The sequence below is a fragment of the Thioclava sp. NG1 genome, from assembly GCF_003122275.1.
Lineage (GTDB): Bacteria > Pseudomonadota > Alphaproteobacteria > Rhodobacterales > Rhodobacteraceae > Thioclava > Thioclava nitratireducens.
This window is the reverse complement of sequence record NZ_QFBB01000001.1, coordinates 533803-546604: the sequence shown is the minus strand read 5'-3', so window position 1 is coordinate 546604 and position 12802 is coordinate 533803. Positions and strand designations below refer to the sequence as shown.

Genomic DNA, 12802 nt, shown 5'->3' with positions numbered 1-12802 from the left:
GCCCTTACTGCATAGGCGTCCCCAAAGGTCGGGAGTAACCCCATGATCCAGATGCAGACCAATCTGGATGTTGCTGACAACTCCGGCGCTCGCCGGGTTCAGTGCATCAAGGTCCTCGGCGGCTCGCACCGCCGTTACGCATCCGTGGGCGACATCATTGTGGTGTCGGTCAAGGAAGCGATCCCGCGCGGCCGCGTGAAGAAAGGTGACGTCCGCAAGGCCGTCGTCGTGCGCACCGCCAAAGAAGTTCGTCGCGACGATGGCACCGCCATCCGTTTCGACCGCAACGCCGCCGTCATCCTGAACAACGCGGGCGAGCCGGTCGGCACCCGTATCTTCGGGCCGGTCGTGCGTGAGCTGCGGGCGAAGAACTTCATGAAGATCATCTCGCTTGCTCCGGAGGTGCTGTAATGGCTGCTAAGCTCCGCAAAGGCGACAAGGTCGTCGTTCTCGCTGGCAAGGACAAGGGCAAGCAGGGTGAAATCACCTCTGTTGACCCGAAAGCCGGCAAAGCTGTCGTCGACGGCGTGAACGTTGCGATCCGCCACCAGCGTCAGACCCAGTCCAACCAGGGCGGTCGCCAGCCCAAGGCGATGCCGATCGACCTGTCGAACCTGGCTCTGATGGACGCAAACGGCAAAGCCACCCGCGTCGGCTTCCGCGAGGAAGACGGCAAGAAGGTGCGTTACGCCAAGACCACGGGGGATGCGATCTGATGCTCGATCAAGCTACCTACACTCCGCGTCTTCGCGCTCTTTACCGCGACTCGATCAAAGCCGCGCTGAAAGAAGAGTTCGGCTACAAGAACGACATGATGATCCCGCGGCTCGACAAAATCGTGCTGAACATGGGCGTCGGCGAAGCCGTGAAAGACACCAAGAAGGTCAAGCAGGCCGCCGAAGAGCTCTCGCTCATCGCTGGTCAGAAGGCCGTGATGACCAAGGCGAAGAAGTCGATCGCAGGCTTCCGCGTCCGTGAAGAAATGCCGCTGGGCGCGAAAGTGACCCTGCGCGGTGACCGGATGTACGAATTCCTCGATCGCCTGATCAACGTTGCCCTGCCGCGCGTTCGCGACTTCCGCGGCGTGAAGCCGGCCTTCGACGGTCGTGGCAACTTCGCAATGGGCCTCAAGGAACACATCGTGTTCCCGGAAATCGACTTCGATAAGGTCGATGAGGTTCTGGGTATGGACATCATCATGGTGACCACGTCTGACGTGGATGCCGAAGCGAAGGCGCTGTTGAAGCATTTCAACATGCCTTTCAACGCCTGATCGCGGAGGAACGAAACTTATGGCTAAGAAATCCATGGTTGCGCGCGAAGCGAAGCGCCAGCGTCTTGTGAACAAGTACGCTGACAAGCGGGCCGCGCTCAAGGAAATCATCAACGACCAGGAGCGCCCGATGGAAGAGCGCTTCAAGGCGTCGCTGAAACTCGCGGAACTCCCGCGCAACTCGTCGGCGGTCCGGCTGCACAATCGTTGCCAGCTCACGGGTCGTCCCCACGCTTACTACCGTAAGCTCAAACTCTCGCGGATCATGCTGCGTGACCTGGCCTCCTACGGTCAGATCCCCGGCATGGTGAAGTCGAGCTGGTAAGGAGGGCGACATGTCTGTGAACGATCCTCTCGGCGATATGCTGACCCGCATCCGCAACGCACAACTGCGTGGCAAATCCACCGTCCGCACCCCGGCCTCCAAGCTCCGCGCTTGGGTTCTCGACGTGCTGGCTGACGAAGGCTACATCCGTGGTTACGAGCAGACGACGTCTGCTGCCGGCCATCCGGAGCTGGAAATCAGCCTCAAGTACTACGAGGGCACCCCGGTCATCCGCGAGCTGCAGCGCGTCTCGACCCCCGGTCGCCGCGTGTACATGGCCGCGAAAGACGTCCCGTCGGTCCGTCAGGGCCTCGGCGTCTCGATCGTCTCGACCTCGAAGGGCGTGATGTCGGATGCAAACGCACGCTCCGCCAATGTCGGCGGCGAAGTGCTCTGCACCGTATTCTAAGGAGGGCTCAATGTCTCGTATTGGTAAGAAACCGGTCGAGCTTCCCAGCGGCGTTTCGGCGCAGCTGTCGGGCCAGACCATCGAAGTGAAGGGGCCGAAAGGCACCCGTTCCTTCACCGCGACCGACGATGTGACCCTCAAGGTCGAGGACAACCTCGTCACCGTCACCCCGCGTGGCCTCTCGAAGCGCGCGCGCCAGCAGTGGGGCATGACCCGCTCGCAGGTCGCGAACCTCGTGCAGGGCGTGACCGAAGGCTTCAAGAAGGAGCTGGAGATCCAGGGTGTTGGTTATCGTGCGCAGATGCAGGGCAACGTCCTGAAGCTGTCGCTCGGTTATTCGCACGAAGTCAACTTCGAGGTTCCGGAGGGCGTGACTGTCACCGCTCCGAAGCAGACCGAGATCGTTGTGGAAGGTTCCGACCAGCAGCAGGTGGGCCAAGTCGCGGCAAATATCCGCGAATGGCGTGCTCCCGAGCCCTATAAGGGCAAGGGCATCCGCTACAAGGGCGAGTATATCTTCCGCAAAGAAGGTAAGAAGAAGTAAGGAACGCGAAAATGGCAAACAGCAAACGGGATCTGTTCCTCAAGCGCCGCCTGCGCGTCCGGAACAAGCTTCGCAAGATGGCCGCTGGTCGCGCCCGTCTTTCGGTGCATCGTTCGTCGAAAAACATCAGCGTTCAGCTGATCGACGACGTCAACGGTCGCACTCTGGCCGCCGCTTCCACGCTCGAGAAGGATCTCGGCGTGGTCGGCAAGAACAACGTCGAAGCGGCTGCCAAGGTTGGCGCCGCGATCGCCGAGCGTGCGAAGAAGGCCGGTGTCGAAACCTGCTACTTCGACCGCGGTGGCTTCCTGTTCCACGGGAAGATCAAGGCGCTCGCCGACGCAGCCCGCGAAGGCGGTCTGAAGTTCTAAGACTGGTGGGGGACGTTCGCGTCCCCCCGATGATCCGGGCCGCGCCCTTCGGGGCGGGGCACCTGGATTGAGACAAACGGCGTGAGACCACGCCATCACGAGAAGGAATGCCTCATGGCAGAACGTGACAACCGCCGGGGCCGCCGCGACGACCGCGACGAAAACCCGGAATTCGCCGATCGCCTCGTCGCGATCAACCGCGTGTCGAAAACCGTGAAGGGTGGTAAGCGCTTTGGCTTCGCAGCCCTCGTGGTCGTCGGCGACCAGCGTGGCCGTGTCGGCTTCGGCAAAGGCAAGGCCAAAGAGGTTCCGGAAGCGATCCGCAAAGCCACCGAGCAAGCGAAGCGCAACCTGATCCGCGTCCCGCTGCGCGATGGCCGCACGCTGCACCACGACATCGAGGGCCGTCACGGCGCTGGTAAGGTCGTGATGCGCACCGCACCGGAAGGTACCGGGATCATCGCCGGTGGTCCGATGCGTGCCGTGTTCGAGATGCTGGGCGTGAAGGACGTCGTGTCGAAATCGACCGGCACCCAGAACCCCTACAACATGATCCGTGCCACGCTGAACGGTCTGACCCGCGAAGCAAGCCCCCGTCAGGTGGCTGCGCGCCGCGGCAAGAAAGTGGCCGACATCCTCAAGAAGCCCGAGGCCGAGGCACCTGCCGAAGCCACGGAAGCGTAAGGAGAGCGATCAATGGCTACCATCGTCGTCAAGCAGATCGGTTCGCCGATCCGTCGCCCCGCCATCCAGCGTGCCACGCTGAAAGGTCTGGGTCTGGACAAGATGAACCGTACCCGTGAGCTGGAAGATACCCCGGCCGTGCGCGGTATGGTCGCGAAGATCCCGCACCTCGTCGAAATCGTCGAAGAGCGTGGCTGAACCGACCGGTTCATCTGAGTAACGAAGCGCCCCGACCGAAAGGCCGGGGCGTTTTGCATTTGTAGCGCTTGGCTCCTGGCGGGGCAGGCGGAGAGGACGCCCGCGAGTGACGGATAGTCCGCCGGATACGCGTCCTCCAAAGCCGAGAGACGGGCCGCATGTCTCGCCGGAATGAACGCCCGTTGCGTGGGTGACGCCGAGGCGCCTCCGACCGCGATCACGGTATTGGTGCCGCTGAAATCCTGTTCCATATCGGCGGTGAAAACGTCTCGCCCTCTCCGGTCTGAGGCGATTGGACATGGTACATCCGCGTATGGCGGTTTGGCGCGAAATTGGGGCCGTCGCGCGCCGCACCCGATAACGGCATGTCATTTCTTTAATATTTATTCACGATTTCCGGAACCGATTGTGACACACTGGGTTGGTTGGATATCGTTGCATCCTGCAATAGGGTGCTGCGCTTCAAGACTGAGGGACGGATCGAGATGTTTGAGAAAATCATGGTTCCGGTCGACCTGCGTCACGTCGAGAAGATGGACAAGACGTTGAGAGTCGCTTCGGAAATCGCAGCGAAACACGACGCGGAAGTCGTTTTCATAGGTGTTACGAGCCAGGAGCCGAGCGAATTCGGCCATAATGCCAAGGAATATGCCGCGAAGCTGGACGCTTTCGCGGATAGTCATGCCAACGAATTCGGGCACAAGGCCTCGGGGAAGGCGGTCGTCGTGCCCGATCCTGCCGTGGATCTCGACAAGACGTTGCTGAAGGTGGCCGACGATCTCGAGGCCGATCTCGTCGTGATGGCCACGCACGTGCCCAACGCGGCCAACTATCTCTTTGCCTCGCATGGGGGACATCTGGCCGCGCACAGCGATGCGTCGGTCTTCCTCGTACGCGGATAAGCGGACCAACATAACCAATAAGGACAGGAGGACGGCATATGGCCGAACCTGAAGAAGTTCAGGGTATCCCTGCCCCCGAAGGGGACACGCAACTCATCGAAACCGATTACGAAATCGGTCAGGACAACCTGGAAGGCCAAGTCGGGCCCTTCGGTTTCGACATTCACAACCCGGTTTTCATGATCTCGGCGCTGACGATCGTTGCCTTCGTCTTCTATGCGCTGGCCCTGCCCGAACAGGCGAGCGAGATCTTCGGCGCAATGCGTCCGTGGCTGACCTCGACTTTCGACTGGTTCTTCATGAGCGCCGCGAACATCTTCGTCATCTTCTGTCTCGCCCTGATCGTCTCGCCCTATGGCGCGGTGCGTCTGGGGGGCACGGATGCCGAGCCGGACTTCACCTATATGGGCTGGTTCGCGATGCTCTTCGCGGCCGGTATGGGCATCGGTCTGATGTTCTTCGGCGTGCTCGAGCCGGTCTATCACATGGCGGTATCGCAGCCGTTGGGCACACCTTCGCCCTTCGATGCAGATGGCAACCTGATCCCGGAGAATGTCGCACGGGCCAAGGAAATGGGCCTCGCCGCGACGATCTATCACTGGGGTCTGCACCCTTGGGCGATCTATGCGGTCGTGGCGCTCGCGCTGGCGCTGTTCTCCTATAACAAGGGGCTGCCGCTGACGATCCGCTCGGCTTTCTATCCGATCTTCGGTGAGAAGGTCTGGGGCTGGACCGGCCACATCATCGACATCATCGCGGTGTTTGCGACACTGTTCGGTCTTGCGACCTCGCTCGGTTTCGGCGCGCAGCAGGCGAATGCGGGTCTCAATCACGTATTCGGCGTCCCGATCAACACGACGGTGCAGATCATTCTGATCACCATCATCACCGGCGTTGCGTTGTTCTCGGTGCTGCGCGGCCTCGACGGCGGCGTGAAGCTGCTCTCGGAGATCAACATGGGCATCGCGGCGCTGCTGCTGCTCTTCGTTCTCTTCGCGGGTCCGACCCTGATGATCTTCACCGATTTCGGTCAGGGTCTTCTGGCCTATGCCAAGGACATCATTCCGCTGTCGAACCCGATCGGGCGCACGGATGACAGCTATCGCGACGGCTGGACCGCGTTCTACTGGGCGTGGTGGATTTCCTGGTCGCCCTTCGTCGGTATGTTCATCGCCCGGGTGTCGCGTGGCCGTACCGTGCGCGAGTTCATCATCTGCGTGCTGCTGATCCCCTCGCTCGTCTGCGTGCTGTGGATGGCGGTCTTCGGTGGCGTCGCGATCGACCAGGTGATTTCGGACCCGGCAGGCTCGCTGGTGAAGGCGCAGGTCATCGATAGCTACAACCCGCCGCTGTCGCTGTTCGCGATGCTGGAGGGTCTCCCGCTGACCTCGATCACCTCGGTCATCGCGATCATCCTGGTGATCGTGTTCTTCGTGACCTCGTCGGACTCCGGCTCGCTCGTGATCGACACGATTACCGCAGGCGGCAAAGTCGACGCTCCGGTGCCGCAGCGTGTGTTCTGGGCCACCTTCGAGGGCGCGGTCGCGATCGTGCTGTTGATCGGCGGCGGTCTGAGCGCGCTACAAGCGATGGTGATCTCGACCGGTCTTCCCTTCACGCTGGTTCTGCTGGTGATGTGCTGGGCGATCTGGAAGGGTCTTCGGACCGAGCCTCGGTAAACTGAGGGACACTTGAGACAGAGAGGCGCGCGGGGGGAAACCTCGCGCGCCTTTCGCTATGCGCAGGGCGTCTGGAAACGCGGCGCGACTGCGTATATGACCCGGCGCATGTCTGACGGCGCGACCCTTACTTCTGCGAGCCATATCGCGATTTCCGATCTGGGCCACGATCTCGACGGTCGCCCGGTGCTGGAGGGGATTTCGCTTGAGACCCGTGCCCGCCGCATCGGCGTGGTGGGGCGCAACGGATCGGGCAAATCTACCCTCTCGCGGCTGATGGCCGGGCTGATTGCGCCGAGCCGGGGTAGCCTGCGGATCAACGGCCACGATCTGGCCGCCGACCGCAAGGCCGCGCTGCGCGAGGTCGGCATCCTGTTCCAGAACCCCGATCATCAGATCATCTTCCCCACCGTGATCGAGGAGATTTCCTTCGGGCTGCGCCAGCAGGGGATGAGGAAAACCGAAGCCGAGGCTGCGGCGGAAGAGACACTCGCGCAGTTCGGCAAGGCGGCGTGGCGCGATGCCTATGTCACGACGCTCAGCCAGGGCCAGAAGCAGCTTCTATGCCTGATGGCGGTGAGCGCGATGGCCCCGAACCTGCTGATCTTGGACGAGCCCTTCTCCGGTCTCGACATCCCGACCAAGGCGCAGCTGGGTCGCGCGCTGACGCTCTATCGTGGGACGCTGGTGCAGGTGACCCACGACCCGCGCGAGTTGGAGCATTACGACGAAATCCTCTGGCTCGACCAAGGGCGGCTGCGAATGCATGGCGCGGCGCGCGAGGTGCTGCCCGCCTATGTCGAAGAGATGACCCGCGCGGGAGAGGCCGATGATATCGCTCAGCTCTCCCGTTAAGACCGCCGCCCATGACTGGCCTGCGGGTTTGAAACTCGCAGCGCTCTGCCTCGCGACCGTGGGTCTGTTCTATATCGAAAGCCCGCTGATCCTCGCGGGCGTCGTCACGGCGATCCTGATCGCCTATGCCTTGCCCGGTCGCGCCTTCCTGCGCGCGGGCCTGTCGGCGCTGAAACTGCTCTGGCCGTTTATCGTCATCGTCGCGATCTGGCAGATGGTGATCGGCGAGATCGCGGAAGGCGCGGTGATCGTGATGCGGATGATCTCGGCGGTGGCGCTGGCGAACCTCGTGTCGATGACGACGCGGCTCAGTGATATGATCGCGGTTGTGCGCTGGCTGACGACACCGTTGCGCCGCTTCGGGCTGTCGACCGCCGCGCTGGAGATCGCGATCGCTTTGGTGATCCGCATGGTGCCAGTGCTGACCAACAAGGGTGCGCGCCTGACCGAAAGCTGGCGCGCCCGGGCCACGCGGCGGCCGAGCTGGCGGCTGGTGCTGCCCTTCACGCTTCTTGCGCTTGACGACGCCGACCATGTCGGCGATGCGCTACGGGCCCGGGGAGGGCTCACATCCGAGAGGGAGACTTGAGATGGAAAAGAATGTCGCGCTGATCGCGCTGTTTGCGGCCCTGATCGCGGTACTCGCGCTGATCCCGAAGATCACGCTGGGCTTCGGTGTGCCGATCACGGCGCAGAGCCTTGGGATCATGCTGGCCGGCGCCGTTCTGGGCTCGAAGCGTGGTGCTCTGGCGGTCCTGCTGTTCCTGCTGCTGGTGGCCGTTGGTCTGCCGCTGCTGGCCGGCGGTCGTGGGGGCCTCGGCGTCTTCTTCGGTCCGACGGGCGGGTTCCTGTTCAGCTGGCCGCTGGCCGCGTGGCTGACCGGCTTCGTCGTCGAGAAATGGCGCTCGGTTCCGCTGGGCGCATCGGTCTTCGTAGGGTCGATCCTTGGTGGGATCGTGTTGTCCTACGCGATGGGAATCGTCGGGCTGTCGCTTGCGCTCGGCAAGAGCCTGATCGAAAGCACTTCGCTAATGGTCGTCTTCATCCCCGGCGATCTGATCAAGGCGCTGATCGTTGCGGCGCTGACCGTCTCTCTGGCCCGCGCACGGCCTTCCAGCGTCCTGTCGCGGAACTGAGGGACGCGGCATGGCGCTGCTTCTGATCCATACGGGCGGGACGATCGGCATGGTCGCCTCTGATGCGGGTTTCGTACCGCAGCAGGGCGTGGTCGAGGATTTCCTCGCGACCCTGCCCGAGGGGCGCGAGGTTGAGACCCTACGTCTCGATCCGCTGATCGACAGCGCCAATGCCACACCCGCCGATTGGGATCGGATCGCCGAGACCATCGCCGCGCATCACGACCGTTGCGACGGGGTGATCGTGACCCACGGCACCGATACGCTCGCCTATACGGCGGGGGCTTTATGCTTCGCGCTCGAAGGGCTGGGCAAGCCGGTGATTGTGACCGGCTCGATGCTGCCGCTTTCGGTCGAGGGAAATGACGGCGCGCGCAATCTGCGCGACGCGATTGCGGCGGCGCGGACAGCTACGCCAGGCATATGGGTGCAATTCGCCGGACGCCTGTTGCACGGCGCGCGGGTCCGCAAAAGCCACTCGCGCGCTTTCGATGCCTTCGCCGCCGATCCTTCCGACATCCTGCCCTGCCAGCCGGGGCCGCGCCTGATCCGTCATCCGGTCAGGCCCGCGCGGATCGCCGTTCTGGCCGTGGCGCCGGGGGCGGAGGAGAGCCTTCTCGACCATGCAGCCAAGACCTGTGACGGTCTGGTGCTGCGCTGCTACGGCTCGGGGACTGCGCCCGACACGCCCGGCCTGCGCGCGGCGCTTGCCGCGGCGCAGGCCCGCGCGGTCCCGGTCATCGGGGTCAGCCAATGTCCCGAGGGAGGGATGGCGCTTGGCACCTATGCGGCGGGGGCGGTCCTGCGCGATCACGGGGTGATCGACGGGCGCGACATGACGCCGGAGTCGGCCTATACAAAGCTCTCCCATGTCCTTTCGCTCGACGATCCGCAGACGCGGGCGGCGCGCCTCTCCCGGTCGCTCTGCGGAGAATACACGCCCTGAGCCTTGGGGCTCACGCCGGTTTTTCGGAACGCCTTCGCCCGTCCTCCCGTTAGGAGAGCGAACCCCGAAAAGGAGCACCCCCATGGCGGAAGGCAATAACAAGCCGAAATCTTCCAATTCGAAAGCGTCGAGCCAGAAACGGTCGCGCAAGGCCACCGGGGTTGCGCCCGTCCAACAGCTCCAGAGCCGCGTCGAGGCCTATCGCGAGCTCGCCGAGGCCTATGTGAAATACCCCTGCGTGATGCGTCCGGGCGATCTGACCGGGCTTGCGCGTCGCCTGCATGTGCGCTCGACGATCATCGAGGACCACGCGGTGCGCATCGACGAGAAGGCCGAGGGCGCGAGCGAGAAATTCGAGGAACTGGCGGATTCGCTGTTCTCCTTCTTCCGCGGCACCTCGCTGCTGTTTCACCGCGACATGCTGGGCGAGGATGAGCGGATGCCGACGGTGCTCGCGCTCGGGGATGTCCATCCGGAGAATTTTGGGATCATGCCCAATGCCGATAACGTGCCGATCTTCGGCGTGAACGATTTCGACGACGTGCTCTACGGGCCCTTCACCTGGGATCTGAAGCGCGGCATCACTGGCTTTCTGATCGCCGCCAAGGAGGAGGGAGACCAGAAGAAGAAGCACCGTGAGAAGATCGTGCGCAAATTCGTCGAAGGCTATCGTGACGGGATGGAATTCTATGCCCGCCACGACAAGGAGGCGAGCCAGCAGATGCGCCCCGATAACAGTCCGAAAGTGATCCGGCGGATGTTCAAGAAGGCGCGCAATAGTCGGAAGGAATGGCTCTGGGATCGCTATCTCAACGAGACCGGTCGGGGCTTCCGGGCGAATGACGAACTGACGCCGATCTCCAGTCGGATCTCGGAGTTTCAGGGTTACATCAACGACGTGGCCAAGCAGAACGGGATCGATCCCGGTGGGCGCGCAGGGCAGCTGAAGGTGAAGGATGTGTGCATCCGCCATGGGCAGGGCACGGCCTCGCTGGGGCTGCCGCGCTACTATTGCCTGATCGAAGGTCCGAGCAAGAATGCCAGCGACGATCTGATCATCGAGTTCAAGCGTGCCCGGCAGTCCGCGCTCGAAGGTCTGGTCCCGGAGAACGATTTTGTCGCCGGTGAAAAGGGCGACCGGATCGCGCATGGCCAGCGGGTGCATCTGGCGCATGGCGATGTCTTCTACGGCAGCGTGGAGATCGACGATATGAGCTTCATGTCGCGCGAACGTGCGCCGTTCCGCGACGATATCGACCTCGACGATCTGTCGAAGGACAGCTGGCGTGACTATGCCCATGCCTGCGGGCAGGCGCTGGCGCAGGCCCACGCGCGCTCCGACGATGCGGGCGAGCTGGACTACCGGATCGAGCCGCGCATCATCGAGGCGATGCAGCCCTTCGATCTGTTCGTCGACGATCTGCTGTGTTTCGGGCGAGAGGCGGTGAAGCGCCTCAAGCGTGACCACAAGTTCTTCAAGATGGATCTGAAACGCGGCGCTTTCGACATGACGCAGAAGCACTACCGCTAAGCTCTCGTACTCGCGTTGACACGGTCTCCCCAGACGGGGCGGCCGTTTCCCAATGAGCGCAGCTAGTCGCGTGACGGCGGTGTCGTGCTTGCGCGAGCGCCTTCCTGTCGTTACTCCGCGATTATGGCGGTGAAGCGTACGACATTGATGGATGTGGCGCGGGCGGCGGGCGTGTCCCGCGCGACGGCCTCGCTCGTCATTCGCGGCTCGGACCTCGTGGCGGCAAAGACGCGCGAGAAGGTCGAGAAGGTCATCGCCGAGCTCGACTACGTGCCCAATAGCGGCGCGGCACGTCTGCGCGGTCAGAAAAGCCGCACTATCGGCGTGATCATTCCGAACCTCGTGAACAGCTTCTTCTCGGAATTCGTCGAGGGGATCGAGGCCGAACTGGACGAGCAGGGCTATCAGGTCATGCTCGCCAGTTCGCGGGACGATCCGGAACGGCAATCGGGTCTGCTCCGCCGGTTGCGCGAGCATGACGCGGAGGGGATCATCCTGTTTCCCGCCGAAGGGACCGCGCCGGATACGATAGAGAAGCTGGTCGCAGCTGGCGTGCCGCTGGTGCAGGCGATGCGCCACGTGGGCCGCGATCTCAGCGATTTCGCAGGCTCCGATCACGGCCTCGCGGTGCGGCTGAGCGTGCGGCATTTGCGCGATCTCGGCCATCGACGGATATCCTTCGTCGCGCTCGCGGGGGAGGTTTCCACGCGGGATGAACGTCTCGCGGCCTTCGAGGAGGAGATGCGGGCTCAGCAGCTCATCAATGCTGGGGTGATCGACGTGCCGCTCGCATGGGATGGCTCGCCGCAATCGGCCGCGATGCTGATGGCGCTCGAGCCACGCCCGACCGCAGCGATCTGCTTCAACGACATCCTCGCCTCGGGCCTGCTGCGGGGACTGTTCGATCTGGGGCTGATGCCCGGCCGCGATCTTTCGGTGGTGGGCCACGACAACCTGTCCTTCATCGATCTCGGTGCGCCGCCGCGCCTGACCACGGTGCAGGTCTTCCCGCGCCAGATCGGCGCGGCTTCGGCGCGCCTGCTGCTGCGGCGAATCGCAGATCCGGGCGCAGAGCGGAAAACCGAGATCGTGACGCCGCGCCTGCGGGTGCGCGACACCACCGGTTCCGCCGACTGATCCCAACTTGCCCCGACGCCGTCCACTCACGCATCCGTGATTTGCGACTCGTAATTTAGATCGTTCTAATTAGATCGATCTAAATGAGCATGCCCGACCGTTGAGGAGCGCGAGGGCATGTGGTTACACGCAGGGAGGCGACGTGTATCACTTCAACTTCACGCCCGTATTCGAGAACTTGGACCTGCTGCTTTACGGCGCATGGCTGACCATCCGCCTGTCTTTCGCGGCGATGCTTCTGGGCCTGATCGTGTCGGTTCTCGGGGCTGCTGCGCGCACCTCGCATTCGAAGGTGCTGCACGCGATCGTCGGCGCCTATGTCGAGATCATCCGCAACACCCCCTTCCTCGTGCAGATCTTCTTTCTGTATTTCGGGCTGCCCGCGATCGGGATTTCGCTCGATCCGAATGTCGCGGCGCTGATCGCTCTGGTGATCAATGTCGGCGCGTACGGGACCGAAATCACCCGCGCCGGGATCGAATCCGTGCCCCATGGCCAGATCGAGGCAGGGCGCGCGCTGGGTCTCGGGCCGATCCAGATTTTCCGCTACGTGATCCTGAAGCCCGCGCTGCGCAACGTCTATCCGGCGATGACGAGCCAGTTCATCTACCTGATGCTGACCTCGTCGGTCGTCTCGACGATCTCCGCGAACGATCTGGCCTCGGTAGGGGCGGATCTGAACGCCAAGACCTTCGCCAGCTTCGAGATCTACCTCGTCGTGACCGCGTTCTACCTCGTTCTCTCGCTGCTGTTCTCGGGCCTCTTCAAACTCGTCCAGAACGCCATTTTCAACTATCCTGCGAGCCGCTGAC

At 63.0% G+C, this 12802-nt stretch carries 18 protein-coding genes; all 18 read left to right on the top strand.

Translation table 11 applies throughout. From position 1 onward, the window contains the following. The first annotated feature begins 42 nt into the window (after nucleotides 1-42). The 18 genes from rplN (at nucleotide 43) to DEM26_RS02595 (ending at nucleotide 12801) form a co-directional block, all read left to right on the top strand. Nucleotides 43-411 (top strand): 50S ribosomal protein L14, encoded by a 369-nt coding sequence (rplN, locus tag DEM26_RS02680; RefSeq protein ID WP_075773851.1) that lies wholly within the window; start codon nucleotides 43-45, stop codon nucleotides 409-411. Further along, complete coding sequence (gene rplX / locus DEM26_RS02675; protein WP_075773852.1) at nucleotides 411-716, top strand: 50S ribosomal protein L24; 306 nt, start codon at nucleotides 411-413, stop codon at nucleotides 714-716. The genes rplN and rplX overlap by 1 nt, the downstream gene beginning before the upstream one ends. Then, nucleotides 716-1273 (top strand): 50S ribosomal protein L5, encoded by a 558-nt coding sequence (gene rplE / locus DEM26_RS02670; protein ID WP_075773853.1) that lies wholly within the window; start codon nucleotides 716-718, stop codon nucleotides 1271-1273. Before rplX ends, rplE begins: the two co-directional genes overlap by 1 nt. A 19-nt stretch (nucleotides 1274-1292) precedes the next feature. Further along, a complete protein-coding gene (gene rpsN, locus DEM26_RS02665) occupies nucleotides 1293-1598 on the top strand; it encodes a 30S ribosomal protein S14 (protein ID WP_075773854.1) in 306 nt (101 codons plus the stop codon). A gap of 10 nt (nucleotides 1599-1608) precedes the next feature. Then, complete coding sequence (gene rpsH / locus DEM26_RS02660; RefSeq protein ID WP_088719470.1) at nucleotides 1609-2007, top strand: 30S ribosomal protein S8; 399 nt, start codon at nucleotides 1609-1611, stop codon at nucleotides 2005-2007. 10 nt (nucleotides 2008-2017) lie between these two features. Beyond that, nucleotides 2018-2551 carry a 50S ribosomal protein L6 gene (gene rplF, locus DEM26_RS02655; protein WP_075773855.1) on the top strand — a complete coding sequence of 178 codons (534 nt, stop codon included), beginning with the start codon at nucleotides 2018-2020 and terminating at the stop codon, nucleotides 2549-2551. A gap of 11 nt (nucleotides 2552-2562) precedes the next feature. After that, a complete protein-coding gene (gene rplR / locus DEM26_RS02650; RefSeq protein WP_075773856.1) occupies nucleotides 2563-2922 on the top strand; it encodes a 50S ribosomal protein L18 in 360 nt (119 codons plus the stop codon). 114 nt (nucleotides 2923-3036) lie between these two features. Next, nucleotides 3037-3606 (top strand): 30S ribosomal protein S5, encoded by a 570-nt coding sequence (rpsE, locus tag DEM26_RS02645; RefSeq protein WP_075773857.1) that lies wholly within the window; start codon nucleotides 3037-3039, stop codon nucleotides 3604-3606. A gap of 12 nt (nucleotides 3607-3618) precedes the next feature. Further along, a complete protein-coding gene (rpmD, locus tag DEM26_RS02640; RefSeq protein WP_075773858.1) occupies nucleotides 3619-3804 on the top strand; it encodes a 50S ribosomal protein L30 in 186 nt (61 codons plus the stop codon). Nucleotides 3805-4289: 485 nt separating this feature from the next. Beyond that, nucleotides 4290-4706 (top strand): universal stress protein, encoded by a 417-nt coding sequence (locus tag DEM26_RS02635; RefSeq protein ID WP_075773859.1) that lies wholly within the window; start codon nucleotides 4290-4292, stop codon nucleotides 4704-4706. Nucleotides 4707-4744: 38 nt separating this feature from the next. Continuing rightward, nucleotides 4745-6385 (top strand): BCCT family transporter, encoded by a 1641-nt coding sequence (locus DEM26_RS02630; protein WP_075773860.1) that lies wholly within the window; start codon nucleotides 4745-4747, stop codon nucleotides 6383-6385. 108 nt (nucleotides 6386-6493) lie between these two features. After that, nucleotides 6494-7240, top strand: coding sequence for an energy-coupling factor ABC transporter ATP-binding protein (locus DEM26_RS02625; RefSeq protein WP_233242999.1), 747 nt, complete (start codon nucleotides 6494-6496; stop codon nucleotides 7238-7240). Continuing rightward, nucleotides 7215-7829, top strand: coding sequence for an energy-coupling factor transporter transmembrane component T family protein (locus DEM26_RS02620; RefSeq protein WP_088719472.1), 615 nt, complete (start codon nucleotides 7215-7217; stop codon nucleotides 7827-7829). Before DEM26_RS02625 ends, DEM26_RS02620 begins: the two co-directional genes overlap by 26 nt. Before the next feature lies 1 nt (nucleotide 7830). After that, complete coding sequence (locus tag DEM26_RS02615; protein WP_075773862.1) at nucleotides 7831-8376, top strand: biotin transporter BioY; 546 nt, start codon at nucleotides 7831-7833, stop codon at nucleotides 8374-8376. Nucleotides 8377-8386: 10 nt separating this feature from the next. Continuing rightward, nucleotides 8387-9322: an asparaginase gene (locus DEM26_RS02610; protein ID WP_109171632.1), complete on the top strand. Its 936-nt coding sequence runs from the start codon at nucleotides 8387-8389 to the stop codon at nucleotides 9320-9322. An 82-nt stretch (nucleotides 9323-9404) separates the two neighbouring features. After that, entirely contained in the window at nucleotides 9405-10853 is a 1449-nt protein-coding gene (locus tag DEM26_RS02605; RefSeq protein WP_075773864.1) for a DUF2252 domain-containing protein, read from the top strand. Between the two features lie 123 nt (nucleotides 10854-10976). After that, on the top strand, nucleotides 10977-11990 hold the full coding sequence (locus tag DEM26_RS02600) for a LacI family DNA-binding transcriptional regulator (protein WP_109171631.1): 1014 nt from the start codon (nucleotides 10977-10979) through the stop codon (nucleotides 11988-11990). 142 nt (nucleotides 11991-12132) lie between these two features. Then, nucleotides 12133-12801 (top strand): amino acid ABC transporter permease, encoded by a 669-nt coding sequence (locus DEM26_RS02595; RefSeq protein ID WP_088719475.1) that lies wholly within the window; start codon nucleotides 12133-12135, stop codon nucleotides 12799-12801. The last annotated feature ends 1 nt before the right edge of the window (nucleotide 12802 follow it).

Excerpts from the sequence above, each read along its gene's own strand:
- rplN (WP_075773851.1), top strand. The coding sequence starts at position 43 with ATGATCCAGATGCAGACCAATCTGGATGTTGCTGACAACTCCGGCGCT.
- rplX (WP_075773852.1), top strand. The coding sequence starts at position 411 with ATGGCTGCTAAGCTCCGCAAAGGCGACAAGGTCGTCGTTCTCGCTGGC.
- rplE (WP_075773853.1), top strand. The coding sequence starts at position 716 with ATGCTCGATCAAGCTACCTACACTCCGCGTCTTCGCGCTCTTTACCGC.
- rpsN (WP_075773854.1), top strand. The coding sequence starts at position 1,293 with ATGGCTAAGAAATCCATGGTTGCGCGCGAAGCGAAGCGCCAGCGTCTT.
- rpsH (WP_088719470.1), top strand. The coding sequence starts at position 1,609 with ATGTCTGTGAACGATCCTCTCGGCGATATGCTGACCCGCATCCGCAAC.
- rplF (WP_075773855.1), top strand. The coding sequence starts at position 2,018 with ATGTCTCGTATTGGTAAGAAACCGGTCGAGCTTCCCAGCGGCGTTTCG.
- rplR (WP_075773856.1), top strand. The coding sequence starts at position 2,563 with ATGGCAAACAGCAAACGGGATCTGTTCCTCAAGCGCCGCCTGCGCGTC.
- rpsE (WP_075773857.1), top strand. The coding sequence starts at position 3,037 with ATGGCAGAACGTGACAACCGCCGGGGCCGCCGCGACGACCGCGACGAA.
- rpmD (WP_075773858.1), top strand. The coding sequence starts at position 3,619 with ATGGCTACCATCGTCGTCAAGCAGATCGGTTCGCCGATCCGTCGCCCC.
- DEM26_RS02635 (WP_075773859.1), top strand. The coding sequence starts at position 4,290 with ATGTTTGAGAAAATCATGGTTCCGGTCGACCTGCGTCACGTCGAGAAG.
- DEM26_RS02630 (WP_075773860.1), top strand. The coding sequence starts at position 4,745 with ATGGCCGAACCTGAAGAAGTTCAGGGTATCCCTGCCCCCGAAGGGGAC.
- DEM26_RS02625 (WP_233242999.1), top strand. The coding sequence starts at position 6,494 with ATGTCTGACGGCGCGACCCTTACTTCTGCGAGCCATATCGCGATTTCC.
- DEM26_RS02620 (WP_088719472.1), top strand. The coding sequence starts at position 7,215 with ATGATATCGCTCAGCTCTCCCGTTAAGACCGCCGCCCATGACTGGCCT.
- DEM26_RS02615 (WP_075773862.1), top strand. The coding sequence starts at position 7,831 with ATGGAAAAGAATGTCGCGCTGATCGCGCTGTTTGCGGCCCTGATCGCG.
- DEM26_RS02610 (WP_109171632.1), top strand. The coding sequence starts at position 8,387 with ATGGCGCTGCTTCTGATCCATACGGGCGGGACGATCGGCATGGTCGCC.
- DEM26_RS02605 (WP_075773864.1), top strand. The coding sequence starts at position 9,405 with ATGGCGGAAGGCAATAACAAGCCGAAATCTTCCAATTCGAAAGCGTCG.
- DEM26_RS02600 (WP_109171631.1), top strand. The coding sequence starts at position 10,977 with ATGGCGGTGAAGCGTACGACATTGATGGATGTGGCGCGGGCGGCGGGC.